The sequence below is a fragment of the Marinobacter sediminum genome (assembly GCF_023657445.1).
Taxonomy (GTDB): domain Bacteria; phylum Pseudomonadota; class Gammaproteobacteria; order Pseudomonadales; family Oleiphilaceae; genus Marinobacter; species Marinobacter sediminum_A.
Map to the genome: position 1 here is coordinate 1,587,443 of NZ_JAGTWY010000001.1, position 21,973 is coordinate 1,609,415.

Sequence of the window (21,973 nt, forward strand, 5' to 3'; positions counted from 1 at the left end):
ACCGTCACCCATTGAGGGTCTACAATGAATAAATCACAGCGCGCACGATCACCAATCCGGAACACCAGAAAACGGGAGCTGACATGAGTATTCAGGACGAGCTGACCACAACCATTTGCGATCTTGTGCAGCCAGGCAAGGGCATTCTGGCGGCGGACGAAAGCCACCCCACAATAGCCAAACGTTTCAACGCTGTGGGTGTTGAATCTACCGAAGAAAAACGCCGTGAATACCGAAGTCTGATTCTCTCAGCACCGGGCCTCGGGGACTTTATCAGCGGTGTGATTCTGTTTGAGGAAACCCTGGGTCAGAACAGTCTGGATAATGTGCCGATTCCAACGATGCTGGAAAGTCAGGGTATTGTGCCCGGCATCAAAGTCGATAAGGGCAAGAAACCGCTGATCAATGCACCGGGTGATGAGATTACCTTTGGTCTCGATGGCCTCGACGACCGGCTGGAAATATACAAGAACGCAGGCGCACGCTTTGCCAAGTGGCGGGACGTGTTCCATATCTCGGACACCCTGCCCTCACACCAGGCAGTGGTGGCCAATGCCGAGATGCTGGCCCGGTACGCGGCTATCTGCCAGTCCGTGGGGATCGTACCCATTGTGGAGCCAGAAGTGCTGATCGATGGAAACCACACCATGATGCGCTGTGCGCAAGTCAGTGAAGCCGTTTTGAGGGAGGTTTTCCATGCCCTGAATCGGCATGGCGTCCAGCTGGAAAGCATGATTCTGAAACCGAGCATGGTCACACCTGGCAAGGAATGCCCGAAAGCGTCACCCGAGGAAGTGGCCAAGGCTACCATTCACGTCTTCAGACAGGCTGTACCTGCGGCGGTCCCAGGCATCAACTTCCTGTCTGGCGGCCAGACGCCGGAAGAAGCCACACTCAACCTGAATGCGATTAACAGCGTGGGGGTGCAGCCGTGGGAACTGAGTTTTTCCTATGGCCGCGCCTTGCAGGAGCCGGCCCAGAAGGCCTGGGCCGGCAACCTGGACAACGGCCCCGCGGCCCAGGACGCCATGCTCAAACGGGCCAGACTCAACGGCACTGCCCGCTCCGGAAAATACACACCGGATATGGAAGGCTGATATCACTCACAACCGGATGTGCAGGCACCATCGCCGTTGAACGCGATGGTGCGTCCACTCAGCGGCACATGCATGGGGACCTTGACCAGATCCCTGAACAACGTGGTTCGAGTGCCCTGCTTCAGTTGCCCGCCCGACGTGGCTGGCTCATTGGCGTGTGAGGCAATGACGGCTTTGGGATCAATCAGGTCATTGATCACGTAGGCTGCTTCCTTGGGACCCGTGGTGTATGTGTCACCGATGTTCATTACCACCAGCTCGGCGCCGTAGTGGTCATTCACCACCAGCTTTTGCTCGGCGGTAATGCCGGTATCTCCGGAAAGGTAGACCACAAGACCGTTGGAAAAGGTCAGCACATAACCGGTTGGGGGCCCGACACTGGCGCCGACACCAGCCGCTTTCAGGTACTCCGCCAGCGGACCGGTCAGAAACGACGGAGAAACGCCATTACTGTGAACCGCCGGTACGGTGGTGATGGCCACACCGCCAACTTCCCGCTCGGCACCGAAGCGCACCAACAGGGAATTGGCTGGATCGCCGCCGGCCGCTTCAAGTTTGGCCGCGAAGAACGCAGGCATCTCACTGCCAGTAACGATCTTGGCCTGCTTTTTCACGGCAATGTCCACGGTGTTCGATTGCGGGAGCGTCACAACAGGCATCTCCGGCCCACCGCAGTTCCCGGCATTGGTCTCCCTGATACGGCGATCGCCCACGTGATCCCCGTGCATGTGAGACACCAATACAACGTCAATATTACCAAGGCGGGGATCATCCGGCCCGGCTACCGTGCGGCCGGCATCGTAGAGGATGCGGGTACCATTGGGGTCTTCAAACACCATGGCCCGATCCAGAAGGCAAAACTCGCCATCATGACTTCCAAGCGGCGTGACCTTCACATCGCCTTCTGCGGCGCTTGCGCCGGATACCAGCCCCAAAGACAGGCACAGCCCGCCAGCAAACCCTTTCAAGGTTCTGAATTTCGTTAGTCCGGACATAACAGGTTCCTCCCTCGTGGTTTTATTGTTGCTAACCACAGTGACTACGAACGCACGACAACTCCGTACCAGTGTAGTTGGGAATCAGTGAACCAAAAAAAGATAAATCAGAAGAAAGCCGGCGCCGTCATGCGGCCCGCACTGCTGCTTTGGATACGGGTACATCCTGCTCCAGACAGGCAAGCATCGGTTCTACCTGCCGGATCTTGCGGGCCGCTGGCCAGACTGCCTCCGCCTCGGAAAAGCCCTGTCGCAGAAAATTCATCCATTGCTTAATACGACCGGTTACATAAGGATCCTCAAGCCAGCCTTGAAGCACTTCCGCGTATTCCCGGACCAGCGCAACGGCCTCCGGCCAGGTCATGTCTTCAATTTCCTGACCCTGTTGGCTGGCCTTGATCTGGCGAGCCAGATCGGGCCTCGCAATCAGACCCCGTCCGATCATTACGTCCTCGCAGCCGGATACCTCCCGGCAACGCCAGTAATCGGCCACTGTCCAGATTTCGCCGTTGGCGATCACATGGGAAGACACCGCTTCGCGAACTTTGGCGATTTCTTCCCAGTACGCCGGCGGCTTGTACCCGTCCACTTTACTGCGGGCGTGGATCACAATCTCGGACGCACCTGCCGCCTCAAGTGCCTGCCCACAGGCAACACCCATGGAACGGTCTTCGTAGCCGAGGCGCATCTTGGCCGTAACCGGAATCTCAGCCGGAACAGCCTTGCGAACCGCCTCGGTGATTTCATACATCAACTCCGGCTCACGCATGAGCACACATCCGCCTTTATGTTTGTTCACCGTTTTCGCAGGACAGCCGAAATTGATATCCACCTGGGTAGCACCGAGTTCTACAGCCCTGGCACCGTGGAGTCCCATCTGGGCCGGATCCGACCCAAGAAGCTGAACAGCCACTGGCGTGCCTGCCCGGGTGAGAGACTGATTGTGCAGCTCGGACGCGTATTTGTAGAAAACACGGGGAGGAAGCATGCCGTGGGTTACGCGAATAAATTCCGTTACGCACCGGTCGATACCGCCAACTTGTGTCAGCGTTTCTCGGATGGGTGCGTCAACCAGTCCTTCCATCGGGGCAAGGATTATTCGCATGGTGGCTCCAGGTGTTCAACGATTAGACGGAGCGAGATTGTAGGAAATTTGGCGAAGGGTTGGTAGTAAGGACTTGAACCAATCGCGACCAAGGGATTCAAAGGCGCTCAATGGACTCGAACTTGCCCTGATCGTTGAAGATAATCCGGAAGGAACCGCGAACGCCGTCGCGCAAATAAAAGCGGGAAAGAATACGGGCCGGGAAACGGACAGAGCGTCCGTCCCGGGCCGTCGTGTGAACGTCGGTGGCAACGCCCTGATAAAGCTTGATCCACTCATCAGGGCTGATGCTGAGGTCCACAACAATCTGCTGCATGAGGATTAGTTGGACAGTTCCAGCAGCAAACGGTTCAGGCGGGACACATAGGCACCCGGATCCTGTAGCTGCTCACCACTGGCCAGTGTGGCCTGATCAAGCAGAACTGCCGAGAGTTCACCAAAGCGCTCCTCGCCTTTTTCATGCTCCAGGCGCTGAACCAGCGGGTGGTCCACGTTGATTTCAAAGATTGGCTTGCTGTCCGGCACTTTTTGGCCAGCTGCCTCCATGATCTTCTTCATCTGGGCACCCATGTCGAAGTCACCGACCACCAGACACGCCGGGGAATCGGTCAGGCGGTTAGTCACACGGACTTCCTGTACACGGTCTTCGAGCGCCTTCTTGATGCGCTCAACCAGATCTTTATGCTCTTCGGCCGCCTCTTCCTTGTGCTTTTTGTCTTCCTCGGATTCGACTTCGCCAAGGTCAAGATCGCCACGGGCAACGTCCTGGAACTGCTTGCCGTCATATTCGTTCAGATATCCCATCATCCACTCGTCAATGCGATCAGACAGGATAAGCACCTCAATGCCTTTCTTGCGGAACACTTCCAGATGCGGGCTGCTCTTGGCAGCGGTGAAGTTGTCAGCAGTAATGTAAAAGATCTTCTGCTGGCCTTCTTTCATCCGCTCGATGTACTGATCCAGGGATACGTTCTGGGTGCTTTCACCGGTGTGGGTAGATGCAAAGCGCAGCAGTCCGGCGATCTTCTCGCGGTTACTGAAGTCTTCAGCCGGGCCCTCTTTGAGCACGGTGCCGAACTCACCCCAGAACGCCTGATACTGCTCCGGCTCCTTTTTGGCCAGCTTGGACAGCATGTCCAGTACCCGCTTGGTCATGGCCGTGCGGATGCTGTCAACGGTGCTGTCATTCTGCAGGATTTCCCGGGAGATGTTCAGAGACAGGTCGTTGGAATCGATCACGCCCTTGGTGAAGCGCAGGTACAACGGCAGGAACTGCTCCGCGTCGTCCATGATAAACACACGCTGAACATAGAGTTTCAGGCCACGCGGTGCTTCACGGTTGTACAGATCAAACGGAGCGCGGGCCGGAATGTACAGAAGGCTGGTGTAGTCCAGCTTGCCTTCAACCGTGTTGTGAGACCAGGTCAGCGGGTCTTCAAAATCGTGGGCAATGTGCTTGTAGAATTCCTTGTACTCCTCGTCCTTGATCTCGTTACGGGGCAGCGTCCACAAGGCGGTTGCGTCGTTAACGGTTTCGTCCTTGCCCTTTTCCTCTTCTTCCTCCGATTCGGATTTCATGATCACCGGGAAGGAGATGTGGTCAGAGTACTTTTTCACCAGATTGCGCAGGCGGAAGCCATCGGCGAACTCACTGGCATCGCTCTTCAGGTGAATAACAATTTCGGTGCCACGGTTTTCAAGGCTGGTCTGTTCGATGGAGAACTCGCCATCACCCCGGGATTCCCAATGCACGCCTTCTTCAGCGGGGGCACCGGCCTGGCGGGTAAACACGTCAACCTTGTCAGCAACGATAAAGGCGGAGTAGAAGCCAACACCAAACTGACCGATCAGTTTGCTGTCCTTTTTCTCGTCACCGGAAAGCTGCTTCAGAAAATCGGCCGTACCTGAACGGGCGATGGTGCCCAGGTTCTGGATAACGTCATCCCGGGTCATGCCAATGCCGTTATCAGTCAGGGTGATGGTGTTCGCCTCTTTGTCGTAATCGAGGCGGATTTTCAGCTCAGGATCACCTTCGTAAAGGCTGTCATCTTTCAGCGCAGCAAAGCGCAGCTTATCCTCGGCGTCCGAGGCGTTTGAGATTAGCTCACGAAGGAAGATTTCCTTGTTGGAGTAGAGGGAATGGATCATCAGGTGAAGCAACTGCTTCACTTCCGTCTGAAAACCCAGCGTCTCTTTTTGTGTTTCAACCGTCATGGCTTACTTATCTCCTGCATTCAACGTTTGATGAGGACACGGGTGCACACCCATGTCTTCCGACTAAGTTCGTGATGCAGGAAAAATGGGGGCATCACGGAGCTTTTCAAGCCCCGCTCCGTCAGGAAATCAGTCTTCGAGCAGGAAGTGCGCGCGGGCCGTTGCGATAGGCTGGGAACGGGACTTTTGCCACGCTGAGATCATCACGTTGGCTACCCGGTTGCCTTGCCGGGTCAACTTACATTCGGCGTAGGTTTCCCGGTAGAGACCGGCGCGAAGATAGTCCAGGGAAAAATTCACGATGCGAGGCATGCGCATGCTCTCCTGGGACATCATCAGGTAAATCGCGGCCGACATTTCCATAAAACCACCAATCACCCCGCCGTGAATAGCGGGCAAAACGGGATTGCCGAGATTCTGCTCTTTTCCCGGTAACCGGAAAATCAGGTCATCGCCAAACCGCTCGCACTCCAGACCAATGAACGCCGCATAGGGGATGCTTTCCAGAATCCGGGAAAAATCACCGGTTTCCCGCGTATAACGCAGAATTTCAGGTTCGGTCATTCAGCACCTCCCGAGATCAGCTCGCGGTAGGCTCTTGGCAATGCCTCCGGCCCGATGCGCATGAAGGTCGCCACGCAGTTGGCAATGGTTTCACCACCCTCCTGGTACGCCTCGCAACGGGTAAAGATGATATTCCGGGTGACCTTGTACGTCTCTGCCCTGGCATAAACCGGCTTGTGTGGTTCAGCCGGCCGCATGTAATCAACCCGCAGGTCGAGCGTCGGGCACAGTTCAAACTCATCAAGTGCGCACAGGATGACCGATCCCGACGTAGTATCCATCAGCGTGGTGATGGCACCACCATGAATAACCCCTGTCTCGGGGTTACCGATAATGCGATTGCTGTAGGGAAGGCACAACGTCAGGCTGCCCTTCGTGGCTTCAGTAACAGACAAGCCAAGTTCCCTGGCCTGATTGAGGGTTTCAATAAACCGGGTGACCCGGTTCATTCGGATTTCGTCATTCATTCAGGACAAACCTGCGGATCAAGATTTGGATTTGGCGCCTGGGTCGGATTGTCCTGGCAAGGGCTCTTCAAAAATCTTACCGGACCGCAAAGCGACCAACGCATCGGAACAGAATTCCCGTCGGTAGAGTACGACCACCACCAGTGTCGAGGCTGCCATAAACGCGACAGGGTGAATGAACCCCGCGACAACCGCCAGCGCATAATAGTATGAACGCAGCCCGAGGTTGAATGCATCGCCGGCCAGGCTGCAAACCTTCCCGGCGCTGAGCGCAAATGCTTCACGCCTGGCGGGGCTGGCTTTGGTGTCATCCGCCAACGGTGCACTGCCAACCATAACCGAAAGGAAGTTGTACATACGCATCGACCAGGTGAACTTGAAAAAGGCGTACACAAACACAACCAGCAGAACCACCAGCCTCAATTCCCAGACTTCCCTGGTGGGTACAACGCTCATCGGCATGGCGGAAAATACTTCCATTGCCTCGGAGGTGTAACCCAGAGCAGTGATGATACCAGCAAGAATCAGCAGACAACTGGACGCAAAGAAGGCGCCGTTACGTTCAAGATTTCCAACCACGGAGGTATCGGACATACGGTTACCGCGCCGAAGCATTACCCGCATCCAGTCCTGCCGGTACATATCCAGGGTGTTCGACAGACAGGGGCGATCTGCAGCCCGGCGCCTGGAGTATTCGGTGTAGCCCAGCCAACAGACAAAAAACCAGAATATGGCTACGAATTCGAGGATATTACCCATCAAAGGCCTTTGAAAAGCGGTAACAATACAGGAAGAGGACAGAGCAGCTCTTATAATACGCCAACACGACACAGCGCTCCACTTGTCGCAGGCATTTAAAGCCGCGTTAAGGCGTGCAATGATAGATCAGGAAATGGACTTACAGGAGTTGAGAGTGAGAAACGCTGCCTTGCAACGCTGCATCCCCGCTATAGCACTTTTTCTGCTAATGGCCGGCTGTTCCGTAAACCCGGTAACGGGCGAAAAACAGCTGTCTCTGATTCCCGAAAGCCAGGAGCTGGCAATGGGTGCCGAACAGTACAAGTCCACCCAACAAACCCAGGGCGGGCAATTCTATATGGACCCGGAACTCACCCTCTATGTGCGGGATGTCGGCCAAAAGCTGGCCCAGGTCAGCGACCGCCCTGACCTGCCCTATGAATTCGTCGTCCTTAACAGCAGCGTTCCCAATGCCTGGGCCTTGCCTGGCGGCAAGATCGCCGTCAACCGTGGTCTGCTGACCAAGTTTGATGATGAAGCCCAGCTTGCCTCGGTCCTTGGTCACGAGATCGTGCATGCGGCCGCGCGTCACAGTGTTCAGAGAATGCAGCAGGCCCAGATGATCAGCCTGGGCGTTGGTGTGCTGGGTATGGCCATCACGGATAACGAATGGGCCGGTCTGGTCATGGGCGGTGCTGCCCTGGGCGCCCAGGTTGCGTTGGCACAATACAGCCAGGGCGACGAGCTGGAGTCAGATCACTACGGCATTCTCTACATGAAAAAAGCCGGCTATGACCCGGCAGCTGCCGTGGAGCTGCAGGAATTGTTTCTGGAGCTCTCTGAAGGCCGGGACAACAACTTCGTTCAGGGCTTGTTCGCGACTCACCCGCCGTCAGCCAAGCGGGTTCGGGAAAACCGCGCACTGGTAAACAAGGTTGGCGCCGGCGGTTACCGTGGCGAGGATGTGTACAAACGGAAGCTCGCTACCCTGAGGAAGCTTCAGCCCGCCTACGATGCCCATGACAAAGCCCTTGAGCTGGCGTCTGAAGACAAGCTGAAGGCAGCCATGGAAAAAATCAACGAAGCGATACGACTGGCACCGGGTGAAGCCATGTTCTATGCCCTTCGTGGGCGGATCTACAAGGAACAGGACAACCCGGAGAAGGCCGCAGCCGATTTCGACAAGGCCGTGTCTCTGTATCCGGAGATGTTCGTCTACCGGCTTTACAGCGGTCTGAATGCCCTTGCCATGAATGACCTGGAGAAAGCCCGGGACAATCTTGTCCGGGCCAATCAGACAGTACCCACTTCGATCGCGTTCCTGCGCCTCGGTGACATTTCTGTGAAACAGAATCGACGCAATGAGGCCTTCGCGTATTACAGCAAGGCCGCTGAATCGGGCGGAGACGTGGCAGAAGAGGCCAAACGAAAACTGGCGGCGTTGACCCAGTAACAGCTTTGCAAGTGTCTGCTCAAAAGGCCGGGGGATAGTGATCGCCCGGCCTTTTTTGTACCTCTATTCAGACGGTTTGCCAGGCCAACCGGAATTTTGCGCCATCACACTCATTGACTTTTAGAGCAATAACTCTAAAAATCAGAAGACACTAACAACAAATGGACGACGGAGATGTTAGCGAAACGTATCCAGCCAATGGTATTCCAGGCTCGCCGCCTGTATGTGGAGTCGATGTTCCAGGTGATGGGACGGGCTCTTCAGGCGGTCAGCGAAGTGGACGCCGAGGTTAAACAGGAGGCCCTGGCCCTGCCCGAGGGCTTCCTCTTTGAAATGACGGTTATGCCGAACGGACCCAGGATGATCGTGGAGCACACCGGCCTGGGCCGTTTCCGTTATCACAGAGAATCCCCACCGCGCCCTGTGGATCTGTCGATCCAGTTCAAACACATTGCCCATGCCTTCCTGGTGCTGTCGTTTCAGGAGAAAACCTCAGTGGCCTTCGCCAACGATCGCATGCTGGTGGATGGAGATATCAGTTATGCCGTCCGCATGACCCGGATTCTCAATCGCCTTGAGGCCTTCATTCTGCCCAAACTCATTGCACAGCGGGCCGTAAAAGAATACCCCGCCAACCTGCACCTGCCCGAAAAGCTGATCAGTGCAGCCCGGATTTACCTGAAAGTGGCAACAAATTTCGTTGAGACGGTGAGAGCGTAATGACTAACAAATACTATGAATTCTTCTGCCCGGTAAAAGTCATTGCCGGCAAGGCAGCACTGGAGCACATCCCTTATGAGCTGACCGGCCTCGCGGCCAAGCGCCCGATGATCGTCACTGACAAAGGCGTTCGGGCTGCAGGCCTTCTGGACCCGGTCATCGCAGCCTGCGAGGAAAGCGGACTTGAGATCATAAGCATTTATGATGACGTGCCCCCGGACTCCTCAACCACCGTTGTACGTGACATTGCAGGCATCTACCGCCGGGAGAAATGCGACTCCATTATTGCAGTGGGGGGTGGCTCAGCCATCGATACCGGTAAGGCCGTTAATATTCTGGTATCGGAAGGCGGTGACAACATCGCAAAGTACAGTGGCGCCGGCATTATCAAGCATCCGCTCAAGCCCTTTTTCGTGGTACCCACCACCGCCGGTACCGGCTCCGAAGTTACGTCGGTCGCCGTTATTACCGACGAAACCAAAGGTGTGAAGCTGCCCTTTACCTCATCGTTCCTGTTGCCCAACGCAGCCATCATTGATCCGCGCATGACCCTGACGCTGCCGCCTCATATCACCGCAGCAACGGCCATGGATGCGATGACCCATGCCACCGAGGCGTTCACCTGCATGGCGAAGAACCCGTTGAGTGATGCCTACGCGACGGCTGCGATAAAAAAGGTCAGTCACTCACTTCTGCAGGTTATGGACAATCCAAAGGATGCCGACGGCCGTCTGGAACTGGCGCAGGCATCCACCATGGCCGGCATTGCTTTCTCAAACTCCATGGTGGGGCTGGTGCATGCTCTTGGTCACGCCACCGGCGCGACTTGCCACTTGCCCCATGGCTTGTGCATGAGCCTTTACCTGCCATATGTGCTTGAGTTCAACCTGGAGTCCATCCGTGAACCCCTTGGCGAGCTGCTGCTCTACCTCGAAGGTCCGGAGGTGTACTCTGCAACACCATCCAGTCGGCGCGCTGAAGCAAGCATTTCGGCAATCCGAAAGCTCCGGGATGCTCTCTACAAGCGCTGTCAGTTGCCTCGCACTCTCAAGGAAACCGGCAAAGTACTGGAGAGCCAGCTTGACCAGATTGCCGAGATGGCACTTGATGATGGCTCAATCATGTTCAACCTGAAAGAAGTTACCCTCGAAGACGCCCGTGCAGTGCTGCGTCGCGCCTGGGCATAAACCAACATTCAGGGGCTTTTTGGCCCCTGAATGTGCATTGAAGGCATAAATTATTCGATTATTGAATTTCTCTGGTAAAAACGTGACAATCACATCCATGCTGGCAGGGATGTAGCCGGGCAAGTCACTCAACCGACACCAGAGTCCTGCCACATGAAGATCCGACGACCCCGCCAATTGACTACTACCATCAGTCTTGCTGTCCTCGGCATCTGGATTGCCGCCTTTTCAGCCAATGGCGCGGCTTCTACGGATAATAAAACATTTCATTTAAACGTATCCCCCAATGGCTATCCGCCCTACCTCATCGTGGATGAACAAGAGCCCTCGGGCATCATATGGGATGTGGCATTACTGATCGCCGATCGCCTGGACTACACCCTGGTGGCGGTTCAGGTTCCCCGCAAACGGGCCGATCAGTTGGTGCTCGATGGTTACGTTGACGGCACCCCCCGTGCCATAGAATGGACCAAACAGCCGGATAGATACCTGTTCACAGACCCGATCGTGAACTCTGAAGAGATATTTTTCATGCCTAGTCGTCTGGAGACGAACTATGAATCTCCGGACGACTTCGTCTCTAAAACCCTGGTGACACATCTCGGCTTCCATTATCCCGCGCTGGAGCCATACTTTGCCGAGGGTAAAATCGAGCGCTTCGACGTATCACGGACCCGGGATATGTTTAACTTCGTTCTGTATGGGGATCGCTTCCATGCCGCCGTCGCTGACCGCCTGGTTGGCCATTGGATCCTCCGCAAAGAAGGGCTTCAGGACGAATTCAAGACATCGCGCGAAAGCATCAGCCAATACGGCTTTCGAATCATGGTCAGCAAGCAGTGGGAAGACTTTGTCGTCGCCTTCAATAAGGAACTTGAGCGTATTCAAAAGAACGGCGAACTCGACACCATTCTTTCGAATTACCGATAAAGAGGGTATTACTCCAGTCGCCGCAAGAGCAGCATAGGAGAGACATTCAATACCGGTCGCAGTTGCCAGCGGCCAAACAGCGCAAGCACTACCGCACTGATCAGCGGCACGGGCAACACCACCTGCCAATGCCAGCTGAAGCTGCCCTCAAACATCCGGAACTGCAGGGCCCATACCGCGGCCTCCGCTGCAACCACACCGAGCACACCGGCAAAACCACCCAACAGGGCAAACTCCAGCATAGTGCTGCGCACAAGCAATGACTGGCGTCCCCCGAGCGTTCTCAGTAATGCCCCCTCCCTCTGCCGATCCCGCAGGGTGGCACTTACCACGGCAGCCATAACCACCAGGGCAGCAGCAAGAATCAGGGCAAGGATAGCCTCAATCGCCTGGGTTACCTGCAGAACGATCTGTTGAATGCGCTCGATAATGTTATCGATCTCCAACACCGAAATGGTCGGAAACTGGCGTGAAAACTCGTTCAACGCTGTTTTTTTCTCGGAAGGCAGGTAAAAGCTGGTGATCCAGGTAGCCGGCATTTCCGTCAAGCCGCCTTCGGGTGGGAAGGCCATGTAGAAATTGGGTTTCATGCTGTCCCACTGAACCGTGCGAATGCTGGTAACCGGTTCAGTGACCTTCGAGGAACCGATGGTAAAGGTCAGTTTATCGCCCGGTTTGAGGCCCAGGCGTTCTGCCAGCTCCGATTCTACCGACACGCCCTCACGCTGGCCCGGCTCGAACCATTGCCCCTGCACAACCTCGTTATCCTCTGGCAGCGATGACATCCAGGTCAGATTGAGCTCCCGGTTCAGTGCACCGATTCTCTGGTCTTTGCTGACCGCCTCCTTCACCGGCTGCCCATTCAGTTCAGTAAGCCGCCCACGCACCATCGGATAAAGCTTGTCGAGAGGCTGCCCGCGCTCCTGCCAGAAAGCGCCAACCTCATCTACCGCATCCGGTGCGATGTTGATCAGGAAGTGATTGGGCGCGTCTTCCGGAAGTTGTGCCTGCCAGTCATTCAGCAGAGAGGTCCGGACCAGGATCAGGGTGGCCGCCAGCATCAGGGTCATGGCGAATACCGCCATCTGGGAGAGGCTGGCACGGCGATGTCGATAGAGGCCCACAAGTGCCAGGCGCCAGGAGTTACCGCCGCCCTTCACTTTCTTCAGTGTCGCAACCAGGAGGCCGCCGAGCAGACCGAGAGCGCCAAGCAGGAGCACCAGTCCCCCGAGTAGCGATACCACCAGCGCTAACTCTCCGGCGTAAGCCCAGACCAGCCCAAACACGGCCAGGACAGCTATCACCATATCCGGCAAGGCCTCCCGCCCTGTTTCCCCCGGCTGACTGCGCAGTACCCGCATCGCCGGCACATGACGCAGACGGCGAATCGGCGGATAAGCAAAGGCAAACAGCGATACCAGTGCAGTCAGAAGGGCCGGGGCCAAAGCGGATGGATCCAGGTAAAACGCCACCGGCCGCTCAAGCACATCACTCAGCAACCGGGTCAATAACCAGAACAGGGGTAAGGCGACCAGCAAGCCGCCAACAACGCCTGTGATTCCCCAGAGCGCCAGGCGTCGAAGATAGAGCTTGCCAATACCGCCACTGCTAACGCCCAGCGTTTTCAGCAAAGCCACGGTATCCCTTTGCGACAGAGCGTATTGGCGGCTGGCCACCGCAACTGCAACCGCCGCCAGCAATACAGCCAGACTGCCACCCAACAGCAGAAACCGCTCCGCGCGCTCAAGGGACCGGGAAAAGGTTTCTCCGTCACGGACACCTTCCCACTCGTGACTCGGCTCCAGCCGTGGCTTCAGCCAGGCATAATAGCCCTCAAGGGCGGTATCATCGCCCGCGAAAAGGTAGACGTACTCTACCCGGCTACCCTCCTGGATAACGCCCGTCGATCCGACATCGTCTACGTGCATCATCACCCGGGGCGCCAGGGATGACAGCCGGAACCCGCCGTCAGGCTCACGGATGAGCAGTCCTGACACGGTCAGGTTACGGTTTCCCACTTCCAGAGAATCGCCGATCGCCAGATCCAGCAGGCGCAACAGGCGCGGGTTAATCCAGACTTCACCGGGCCCAGGCCCCTCTCCGACCATGCCTCGCGGCCCCTCAGGGTCCTGCTGTACCTCAATCTGCCCGCGCAAAGGGTATTCATTGCTGACGGCCTTAACTGATACCAGCTGAAAGCCGCCGCCACCAAACACCATGGTGGAGAACTCCACCATCCGGCCGGTAGCGATCCCCCGGGACTCGGCCTCTTCCAGCCAGCCTGGCGGCACTTCCCGTCCGTTTTCGGCCTCAAGCTGTCGGTCGGCCGCGAGAAAAGAGCTGGCCGAGGATACAAGCGTGCGTTGGAGTTGGCTGGCAAACAGGGCAATGGTGGCCACGGTTGCGACGGCGATGATCAGAGCCGCAAGCACCACGCGAACGTCACGTTCCCGCCAGTCCCGGCGCACAGACATCAGTTTTTTTGCAGCAGCCATCAGTCTGCCAGCTCCCGGGCCCTTTCGGGCTCCGTCAGCACACCCGCCTCAATGTGGAACTGACGCCCACATCTGGCCGCAAGATGTTCATCATGGGTGACCATAACCAGCGTCGTACCCTGCTCCCGGTTCAGAGCCATCAGCAAGTCGGAAACCGATTGTCCGGTCCGGTTATCCAGGTTACCGGTGGGTTCGTCAGCAAAGAGAATGGCGGGGTCCGAGGCAAACGCCCGGGCAATGGCGACCCGCTGCTGCTCACCTCCAGACAGTTGCCTGGGCGTATGGTAAAGCCGCTCACCCAGACCAACGCGCTCCAGCAAGTCCCTGGCCCGCTTCTCCGGTTCTTCCATTCCCGCCAGCTCCAACGGCAACATGACATTCTCCAACGCTGTCAGCGCCGGCAGCAGCTGAAACGACTGAAAAACGAAGCCAACTCTCCGGGCCCTCAGCTTCGCCCGCTCATCTTCACTGAGATTGCTGATAACAGACCCGTCCAGCTCTACCGTTCCCTCACTGGGTGTATCCAGGCCCGCCAACAGCCCCAGCAAGGTCGTTTTGCCAGAACCGGAGCGCCCGACAATGGCTACGGACTCTCCCCGATTGATTTCCAGACTGACCCCCTGCAAGATCGTCAGCGTATCCGTTTCAAGGCTGACCCTGTGAGTCAGGTTGTCGACACGCAACATTGAATGCCGTCCGTCGGAGTTAAGATCAGTCATCTGGTTCACGAAATCTCCCGATCCTGGGTTTATCGAACTTAATAAGGTAAACGAATTGTCTATGCATACGGCACTGATGCCCGTCAGATCAATCCTTTTTGTACTTCTCGCCTTCTTCGCGGCGCCTATCCTCGCCAGCCAGAACACGTTACTGATTCTGGGTGACAGCCTCAGCGCCGCCTATGGCGTGCCCTCCGAGGCGGCCTGGGTACAATTGCTGAAGCAACGCCTGCAAAGTAACGGCATGTCGAACTGGCAGGTCATTAATGCCAGCATCAGCGGAGAAACCACGGATGGCGGCGCCAGACGGCTGCCCGGACTGCTAGAGCAAAACGGTCCGGAAGTGGTTGTCATTGAACTGGGTGGCAATGATGGTCTGCGGGGTTTTCCTCCCCATGTAATCGAATCCAATCTGGCGTCCATGATCACTCAGGTTCAGGAATCCGGTGCCCATGCCGTGCTGATCGGCATGCAGATTCCACCGAACTATGGCCAGCGCTACACCCGCATGTTCGCGGATATCTTCCCGAAGCTCTCAGACCGCTATAACACCGCTCTGGTTCCCTTTTTCCTTGAAGGAATCTACAACCAGGATGACTTGATGCAGGATGACGGCATACACCCGACGGCCGAAGCGCAACCCCGTCTGCTGGAAAACGTCTGGCCGGTACTGAAACCGGTTTTACGATAGAGCCCTGACCAAATCAATCTGACACTGTCAGAGAATACCCTGCAGAAATGCGATCGCCCGGCGTTCAGACCAGTAGTAACCATCCCGGGCGTGCTCCACGAACCCCACGTGACCGCCCCATCGTGGCGTCTCCAGACGGACGTGCTGACCCAGCACCTTGCTGGACTCCGGATAGCACTTCTCGGACAGGAACGGATCGTCCGCGGCATTAAGCATCAACGCCGGTACCCGGATATTCCGGAGGTCATGGAGGGCGGAGCACTGGGCCCAGTAATCCTCTGCATCCCGGAAACCATGCAGTGGCGCGGTATAGCGATCGTCGAATTCACGAAAGGTACGGATCGAATCGAAACCGGAAACATCAATCAAATGTGGAAATTTTTCCGCTTTTTCATGCATTTTTCCGTGAAGATCCCTCAGGAAACGTTGCATATAAATTCTTCGGCTCGGACGGGCAAGAACCTCAGCGCTGCCGGCCAGATCACAGGGTACTGAGTAGGCGACGGCGCCACAGATCCGGCTGTCCAGCCGTTCACCCTGCTGGCCAAGGTACAGCAGGGTGAGATTTCCCCCCATACTGAATCCGGAAAGAAAGACCGTGGCGTAGTCTTGCCCAAGGCCGTGGTTAATCACACGCTCAAGGTCCGCTGTCGCGCCACTGTGATAAAACCGGGGTTGCCGGTTCATCACACCGCCACAGGAACGGAAGTTCCAGGCAAGCACATCCCAGCCGTCATTCAGCAGCGCCCGGGTAAGGCCGAGCACATAAGGCCGCCGGCTATGCCCCTCAAGCCCATGGGACACCACGGCGAGGCGATTGCTGCCCTGGCGATACCAATCGAGGTGCAACTCGTCATCATCATCCGTCTGAATGACCTCGGCGAGTGGTGAAACCGTCTCGACCTTGCGAAACAAGGTGGGCCAGACGGATTGCACATGGCCGCTACGGAGCCAGGGTGGTGGACGATAGTACAATTTTTAACCTTTTAATTCAGGGGGTTGACCCGAGCAGGCAAAGCACTTAATATGCGCGCCACTTTACTGATGTTCCCCGATAGCTCAGTTGGTAGAGCAACGGACTGTTAATCCGTTTGTCGCTGGTTCGAGCCCAGCTCGGGGAGCCACTTATTCCGGAATGCCGCTACTTCATACGAAGCAGCGGCATTTTTCGTTTCACGCTTCAGAAAATATGCTCTCGCTGCATGAACTCGGCCAGTACCCGGAACAACGTATAACCATCCTCAGTGCCGACGAGTTCCCGGATTGAATGCATACCGAACTGGGGCACCCCGATATCCAGCGTCGTGACACCCAGATTTCCAGCCGTCAGCGGCCCAATGGTACTCCCGCAGCCCATATCACTACGCACCACAAAGGTCTGGTGCGGCAGGCCGAGCTCGTCGCTGATATGACGATAGACGGCGGCTGACCGGCTGTTAGTGGCGTAGCGCTGGTTGTGGTTAACCTTGATCACCGGGCCCTGATTAAGCAGGGGCCCGTGGTTTTCATCGTGTTTGTCCAGGTAATTGGGATGAATGCCGTGGGCATTGTCCGCTGAAATCATCATGGACTGTGCAATCGCCCGGGCTCTGCCAGAGCCACACCAGCGCTCAATAACCGCAGATAAAAACGGCCCCTGAGCGCCTTCTGCGGACATGCTGCCAACCTCTTCATGGTCATTACATACCAGGAGCGCCGCTTCGTCACCCGAGGCATCCAGCAATGACTGCAAGCCAACATAACAGCTCAACAGGTTGTCCAGCCGCGCCGAAGCCATAAACTCATCACGCAGCCCCACAAACGAGGCCTCCCGGGCGTCATAGAAGCTAAGCTCGTACCCAAGCACCTTGCGCACCTTAAAACCAGACTCGGTCGCAATCTGCTGTCGCAAAAGGTCGGCAAAGCTGGTGGTATCAGTCTCGGGTACCTGCATCAGAACCGGCGGCAGATCGGTCTGGGCATTCACGGTGCGATTGCTGTTGGCCTCCCGATCCAGGTGAATCGCCAGGCTCGGGATAAAGGCTACGGGTTTGCGAAAGTCCACGAGTGTATCGCGCACCTTACCGTCTTCATCCAGAACGGTTACCCTACCGGCAAGTGAGAGGTCACGATCAAACCAGGGGTTCAGAAGAACACCGCCGTAAACCTCAACGCCAAGCTGGAAGAAACCCGCGCGGCGCAGCTCAGGGTTCGGCTTTACTTTCAGGCACGGGCTGTCTGTGTGGGCACCTACCATGCGAATGCCGGAAGCCGTAACATCCTTCTTCCCAGTGCGGAAAGCGACAATGGATGAGCCGTTCCGGATAACGTAGTAGCCCTGGTCACGAGCCAGCGACCAGTCGTCCCGCTCATCCAGCTGCTCAAACCCGGCGGCATCCAGCTGGCTTTTCATGGTCGCCACGGCATGCCAGGGCGTTGGCGATGAGTTCAGAAACTTCAGCAAATCTTTGTTAAATTCAGCGTGTTCCATGATGTCCCTGATTGAATGATAATTGCGTGGATAGTATGGCATGAAGCTATCAAGCCTCATACCAGATCGGCGGACATTCCTTACAACCAGATTTACTCACCCATGATCACCGGAGCCCACCGTGCAAGCACCGAGATTTCTCGATATTGAATACTGCCAGACCGACGACGCCCTGTTTCCGGTTGCCATCGCCTGGTCCCTGGCCGATGGCCGCATGAAAGCGGTGGTTATAACACCCGAAGACGACTGGCTGTCCGAAGATGGTGACATGGGCGACATTGATCTCAGGTACCTCGAAGAGCAGGGAGTACCATTGCTGGAACTGGCACGGGAACTCCACGAAGACCTGCCGGACCAGACTGTCTACGTCGATGGACTGGACCCGGACGAGATCCTGATTGACAAAATTTTCACTGCCCTTGGCCAGGAGGCTCCCTTTGAGATCGCTCCCATTACCGAACTGATCACGGGCCTGGACACCGACACGTTAGAAGACCGTCGTCGCCAGATGATGATCGACGAAGGCCTGGAACCCCAGCTGCCGGAAAACGGAGTCTATGCACTTCTGTTGCTGGCAAAAGAAGAAGGCCTGCTGGAAGAAAACTGAGCGCCAGGGCTTAGCCGACACAGGGAAGTGTGACATGGGTCGACGTAACAAACGGTTACAGAAGGCAGAATCAGCCCTGTCCGCTCATGTCAGGAAGCCCCAAAACAATGAACATGGTTGTAAAAACGCCCCTCCTCGTCGTGACAATTGCGGCGACACTGATGACAACCCCGGCTGCATCAGCCCAGGAAAAGGCCCGGGCAGACAAGCACTATATCGGCCTTCTGGCTACGGCGTTCAACCACCGCACCGTCGGTGAAATCACCAATGAAGCCGCCTGGGGCTCCGGTGGCTCCCTGATCGTCGGCGGCCACATCACTGACCTCTTTCACGCCGAACTGCGCGCCGGCGCCGGCCTCAAAGACGCAGACGTCCCTGAAGGCGACCTGACGCTCTCAGTTGACTACTTCGCCAGCTGGTACCTGGGGATGCACTACCCCATCACCGACTACGCCAATATCTACGGGCAGTTCGGCTTTTCCTTCATAAGTGGCGAGGGCCAACTCCAGAATCCCGACGAGACCCGGAACTCCCAGTTCAGGGAACTTGAAGGCGAATTCCCCGGTAGCAGTTTCAGCGTGAGCTGGGTTGCCGGCCTGGATTTCGAGGTTATCGACAACACCTATCTGGTATTCGAGGGTGGAAAACTGTTCAAAGACACCGGAACAGAGGTAAACACCTTCCAGTTCTCCGGTGGTTTACGCTACGAGTTCTAGCGAGAGCGTCCCACCGGCGGACCTTCCTGAACAACATCAGTCCCGATGGCGAATATGCCAGCATCGGTGAATCCGGGCATTCCGCTGAAAGTCCTTGTCAATCGTGCTCCGGCTAACCTCTTCGATTTCAAACTCGCCCTCCAGATTCTCATCCAGCTTAAAGCGACGGAAATTACTGGAGAAGATCAACAAACCTTCGGAATTCAGCCGGGCCATAGCCTGACGAATCAGCCTGGCGTGGTCTTTCTGAATATCCAGTACACCCGCCATCCGGGCCGAATTGGAGAACGTAGGGGGATCCATGAAAATCAGATCAAAACGCTGGTCTGGCGACGGCTTCTCAGCCAACCATGCCAGGCAGTCCGCCTGCTCAACCCGATGACGCTTTGGATCTGCCCGATTCAGCGCCAGGTTATCCTGCGCCCAATTCACGTACGTCTTTGACATATCGAGACTCAGGGAACGGCTGGCGCCACCGACTGCTGCATGCACCGTGGCAGCCCCGGTATAGCAGAACAGGTTCAGGAACCGCTGGCCTTTCGCATGCTGTTGAATCCAGGTTCGAACCGGACGATGATCCAGGAAAAGACCGGTATCCAGATAATCTTTCAGGTTCACTTTCAGCGCACAACCATGCTCATGCACCTGGAAAAACTCGCCACTGGCCGCCTGCTTCTCATACTGGCTGGTGCCTGCCTGACGCTGGCGCTGCTTACACACCATATCCGAGCGCTCGATGCCCAAAGCTTCCGGAATCACCGCCAGTGCCTCAGCAAGACGCTCCCTGGCTGAACGCTCATCGACTGACTTGGGCGCAGCGTACTCCTGAACGTGAACCCGGCCCTCATAAATATCAATAGCCAGGGCGAACTCCGGCATGTCCGCGTCGTAAAGACGGTAACAACCAACCCCCTGCTTTCGGGCCCACTGCCCGATCGTCTTCATATTTTTTTTCAGCCGGTTTCCGAGCATCGCTGCCCGCTCTTCGTTGGCAATTTTTGGCGTGATTTCACCGGGAATGTCCGGCTCGTGGGGCGTCATCGTACTGGCTTCATCGATTTCAAACAGGAGCAGCTTTGCCGGTAGTTTGCCATTGAACAGACGGTACTGTTTATAACTCCGCAACCCGATAGATTTACCAAACTCCGGCGCCCCGGTGAACACGCCCAGGCGCCAGCCAGGTGTCACGCGTTTTACCGCATCCCCAAGGGCGCGATAAAGAGCCCCAAGTTCACGACGCTCACTGAGTCGCTCCCCATAAGGTGGGTTGGTCAATACCAGACCGGATTCAGACCACTCGCCTTCAAGGGCCAGTTCCGCTACCGGGCGCGCTTCGACCTGAATCAGACCATCCAGCCCTGCGCGCTGGAGGTTATTCCGGGCGGTCGCAATCACGCGGCTGTCCTGGTCGAATCCTGAAAATCTTGGCAGCCTGCCCTGTTTGCCTTCGTGAGCGCGACGCTCCGCTTCCTGACGAAGAGACAACCACAACTCCGGTTGGTGCCCCGGCCATTTCTCAAAACCGAACCCCTGCCTTTTTCGGCCTGGCGCCAGATCCAATGCCATCATCGCTGCCTCAATCAGCAACGTGCCGGAGCCGCACATGGGATCGACAAAATCGCCCCCGCGTCGGGCAATATCGGGCCAGCCCGAGCGCATTAACAGGGCGGCCGCCAGGTTCTCCTTCAGGGGCGCCTGGCCTTTCTCGGTCCGGTAGCCTCGCATGTGAAGACTGTGCCCGCTCAGGTCTATACCAAGAGAAAGCCGGCCGCGATTAAGCCTCGCAGAGACAATGACATCCGGCGTTTTCGCATCTGACGACGGGCGTTTTCCGCCACTACTCCGGAACCGGTCCACAATTCCGTCTTTCACTCTCTGAGCACCGAACTGCGTGTTGCGAATGGCTTCGTTTTGCCCAAGAAAGGTTACGCGGAAACTGCCGCTGACAGGAATGTGCTGCTGCCAGTCCAAATGGACCACTCCGTCATAGAGCCGATCACCGCTGACAGCATCCACCTCATCGATATGCAGGATGACCCTGTTGGCGAGCCTCGACCAGAGACAGGCACGGTAACCCCCCTCCAGCGTTCCCTCCGCCCAGACACCGGCCGGCGCATTGCGTAACGGTTCCAGCCCGAAAGTTCTGAGTTCGTCCTCCAAAAGGTACTCAACGCCTTTTGGGCAGGTTACGAAAAAGACAGATTGGGACAAGTTCAACTCCTGGTTCATAGGGTCATCCGGGTAAGTTTCCGGAATAGCAGCTTTTACGATGGCGCCGCCATCCTTTTAGTTCATAAAACTATAAAAAAAGCATCGCATAGATGAAATAAATCGTGTACTTCCGCGCGAGATTCGAATTACCTTGTAAGTGACGCGTCGTTCCGGAGGCTGAAAACACCTCCGTTAACAGGATCCTGACTGCTCTGGCTTGAGCTGACAATAGTGGGTTGTCCCGGACTGGGCTCCACCTGTCGCAGCCACTGCAGATGTGTACACGCTTGTTCTGTTAATCCATTAGTGAGGAACGGCATGAAAAGACAGAAAAGAGACATGTACGCTCGTGCATTCAAGCGGGGTTACCTCGCTGGCGTGTCCGGTAAACCGAAAGACAGCTGCCCGATCGAACAGGCGGAAGTCCGCCAGGAATGGTTGAACGGGTGGCGGGAAGGCCGAACGGACAACTGGGAGGGCATGACCGGCGTCTCCGGTATACACAGACTTGCCAACGTCACCTCACAGTGACGCACATTCACAAGCAACCCCGAATCTTGATCTGATCTTTTTATACACAATTTGAAGCAGTAC

Annotated in this window: 21 protein-coding genes and 1 tRNA gene; 10 read left to right on the forward strand and 12 right to left on the reverse strand. The window is 56.4% G+C overall.

The window, feature by feature from the left end; translation table 11 throughout:
- The first annotated feature begins 83 nt into the window (after positions 1 to 83).
- Positions 84 to 1,097 (forward strand): class I fructose-bisphosphate aldolase, encoded by a 1,014-nt coding sequence (locus tag KFJ24_RS07540; protein WP_250830458.1) that lies wholly within the window; start codon positions 84 to 86, stop codon positions 1,095 to 1,097.
- 2 nt (positions 1,098 to 1,099) lie between these two features.
- On the opposite strand, the gene KFJ24_RS07545 is transcribed toward KFJ24_RS07540, so the two are convergent.
- The 7 genes from KFJ24_RS07545 to KFJ24_RS07575 form a co-directional block, all read right to left on the reverse strand.
- Positions 1,100 to 2,092, reverse strand: coding sequence for an MBL fold metallo-hydrolase (locus KFJ24_RS07545; RefSeq protein WP_250830459.1), 993 nt, complete (start codon positions 2,090 to 2,092; stop codon positions 1,100 to 1,102).
- Positions 2,093 to 2,219: 127 nt separating this feature from the next.
- Positions 2,220 to 3,197: a tRNA dihydrouridine synthase gene (locus KFJ24_RS07550; protein WP_250830460.1), complete on the reverse strand. Its 978-nt coding sequence runs from the start codon at positions 3,195 to 3,197 to the stop codon at positions 2,220 to 2,222.
- A gap of 97 nt (positions 3,198 to 3,294) precedes the next feature.
- Positions 3,295 to 3,513, reverse strand: coding sequence for a DUF2835 domain-containing protein (locus KFJ24_RS07555; protein WP_250830461.1), 219 nt, complete (start codon positions 3,511 to 3,513; stop codon positions 3,295 to 3,297).
- 5 nt (positions 3,514 to 3,518) lie between these two features.
- Complete coding sequence (gene htpG, locus KFJ24_RS07560) at positions 3,519 to 5,411, reverse strand: molecular chaperone HtpG (protein ID WP_250830462.1); 1,893 nt, start codon at positions 5,409 to 5,411, stop codon at positions 3,519 to 3,521.
- A 129-nt stretch (positions 5,412 to 5,540) separates the two neighbouring features.
- A complete protein-coding gene (locus KFJ24_RS07565; RefSeq protein WP_250830463.1) occupies positions 5,541 to 5,975 on the reverse strand; it encodes a PaaI family thioesterase in 435 nt (144 codons plus the stop codon).
- Positions 5,972 to 6,442: a PaaI family thioesterase gene (locus KFJ24_RS07570; RefSeq protein ID WP_250830464.1), complete on the reverse strand. Its 471-nt coding sequence runs from the start codon at positions 6,440 to 6,442 to the stop codon at positions 5,972 to 5,974. Before KFJ24_RS07570 ends, KFJ24_RS07565 begins: the two co-directional genes overlap by 4 nt.
- An 18-nt stretch (positions 6,443 to 6,460) precedes the next feature.
- Positions 6,461 to 7,201, reverse strand: a complete 741-nt coding sequence (locus tag KFJ24_RS07575; protein WP_250830465.1) for a DUF599 domain-containing protein — start codon at positions 7,199 to 7,201, stop codon at positions 6,461 to 6,463.
- A 208-nt stretch (positions 7,202 to 7,409) separates the two neighbouring features.
- On the opposite strand from KFJ24_RS07575, the gene KFJ24_RS07580 reads away from it, so the two are divergent.
- From KFJ24_RS07580 to KFJ24_RS07595, 4 genes are all read left to right on the forward strand, one after another.
- Positions 7,410 to 8,633 (forward strand): M48 family metalloprotease, encoded by a 1,224-nt coding sequence (locus KFJ24_RS07580; RefSeq protein WP_250832584.1) that lies wholly within the window; start codon positions 7,410 to 7,412, stop codon positions 8,631 to 8,633.
- A 174-nt stretch (positions 8,634 to 8,807) separates the two neighbouring features.
- Positions 8,808 to 9,353, forward strand: coding sequence for a hypothetical protein (locus tag KFJ24_RS07585; RefSeq protein WP_250830466.1), 546 nt, complete (start codon positions 8,808 to 8,810; stop codon positions 9,351 to 9,353).
- A complete protein-coding gene (locus KFJ24_RS07590) occupies positions 9,353 to 10,540 on the forward strand; it encodes an iron-containing alcohol dehydrogenase (RefSeq protein ID WP_250830467.1) in 1,188 nt (395 codons plus the stop codon). Before KFJ24_RS07585 ends, KFJ24_RS07590 begins: the two co-directional genes overlap by 1 nt.
- A gap of 153 nt (positions 10,541 to 10,693) precedes the next feature.
- Positions 10,694 to 11,470 (forward strand): substrate-binding periplasmic protein, encoded by a 777-nt coding sequence (locus KFJ24_RS07595; RefSeq protein WP_250830468.1) that lies wholly within the window; start codon positions 10,694 to 10,696, stop codon positions 11,468 to 11,470.
- An 8-nt stretch (positions 11,471 to 11,478) separates the two neighbouring features.
- Here KFJ24_RS07595 and KFJ24_RS07600 read toward each other — a convergent pair whose 3' ends face one another.
- Together KFJ24_RS07600 and KFJ24_RS07605 are read right to left on the reverse strand one after the other, a co-directional pair.
- Complete coding sequence (locus KFJ24_RS07600; RefSeq protein ID WP_250830469.1) at positions 11,479 to 13,965, reverse strand: ABC transporter permease; 2,487 nt, start codon at positions 13,963 to 13,965, stop codon at positions 11,479 to 11,481.
- Positions 13,965 to 14,684 (reverse strand): ABC transporter ATP-binding protein, encoded by a 720-nt coding sequence (locus KFJ24_RS07605; RefSeq protein WP_250832585.1) that lies wholly within the window; start codon positions 14,682 to 14,684, stop codon positions 13,965 to 13,967. Before KFJ24_RS07605 ends, KFJ24_RS07600 begins: the two co-directional genes overlap by 1 nt.
- 61 nt (positions 14,685 to 14,745) lie before the next feature.
- Between KFJ24_RS07605 and KFJ24_RS07610 the strand changes: the two genes are divergently transcribed.
- Positions 14,746 to 15,375, forward strand: a complete 630-nt coding sequence (locus KFJ24_RS07610; RefSeq protein WP_434968002.1) for an arylesterase — start codon at positions 14,746 to 14,748, stop codon at positions 15,373 to 15,375.
- 27 nt (positions 15,376 to 15,402) lie between these two features.
- On the opposite strand, the gene KFJ24_RS07615 is transcribed toward KFJ24_RS07610, so the two are convergent.
- Positions 15,403 to 16,350: a YheT family hydrolase gene (locus tag KFJ24_RS07615; protein ID WP_250830470.1), complete on the reverse strand. Its 948-nt coding sequence runs from the start codon at positions 16,348 to 16,350 to the stop codon at positions 15,403 to 15,405.
- Positions 16,351 to 16,423: 73 nt separating this feature from the next.
- Between KFJ24_RS07615 and KFJ24_RS07620 the strand changes: the two genes are divergently transcribed.
- Positions 16,424 to 16,499 (forward strand) — tRNA-Asn (locus tag KFJ24_RS07620).
- A gap of 56 nt (positions 16,500 to 16,555) precedes the next feature.
- On the opposite strand, the gene KFJ24_RS07625 is transcribed toward KFJ24_RS07620, so the two are convergent.
- Positions 16,556 to 17,845 (reverse strand): M18 family aminopeptidase, encoded by a 1,290-nt coding sequence (locus KFJ24_RS07625; RefSeq protein WP_250830471.1) that lies wholly within the window; start codon positions 17,843 to 17,845, stop codon positions 16,556 to 16,558.
- Positions 17,846 to 17,966: 121 nt separating this feature from the next.
- On the opposite strand from KFJ24_RS07625, the gene KFJ24_RS07630 reads away from it, so the two are divergent.
- Together KFJ24_RS07630 and KFJ24_RS07635 are read left to right on the forward strand one after the other, a co-directional pair.
- A complete protein-coding gene (locus KFJ24_RS07630; protein WP_250830472.1) occupies positions 17,967 to 18,452 on the forward strand; it encodes a hypothetical protein in 486 nt (161 codons plus the stop codon).
- A 161-nt stretch (positions 18,453 to 18,613) separates the two neighbouring features.
- Complete coding sequence (locus KFJ24_RS07635) at positions 18,614 to 19,168, forward strand: outer membrane beta-barrel protein (RefSeq protein ID WP_250830473.1); 555 nt, start codon at positions 18,614 to 18,616, stop codon at positions 19,166 to 19,168.
- A gap of 36 nt (positions 19,169 to 19,204) precedes the next feature.
- On the opposite strand, the gene rlmKL is transcribed toward KFJ24_RS07635, so the two are convergent.
- The gene (rlmKL, locus tag KFJ24_RS07640; protein ID WP_250830474.1) at positions 19,205 to 21,397 is read right to left on the reverse strand and encodes a bifunctional 23S rRNA (guanine(2069)-N(7))-methyltransferase RlmK/23S rRNA (guanine(2445)-N(2))-methyltransferase RlmL; all 2,193 of its coding nucleotides are present in this window, start codon (positions 21,395 to 21,397) and stop codon (positions 19,205 to 19,207) included.
- Between the two features lie 300 nt (positions 21,398 to 21,697).
- On the opposite strand from rlmKL, the gene rmf reads away from it, so the two are divergent.
- Positions 21,698 to 21,910, forward strand: a complete 213-nt coding sequence (rmf, locus tag KFJ24_RS07645; RefSeq protein ID WP_250830475.1) for a ribosome modulation factor — start codon at positions 21,698 to 21,700, stop codon at positions 21,908 to 21,910.
- Positions 21,911 to 21,973 lie beyond the last annotated feature (63 nt).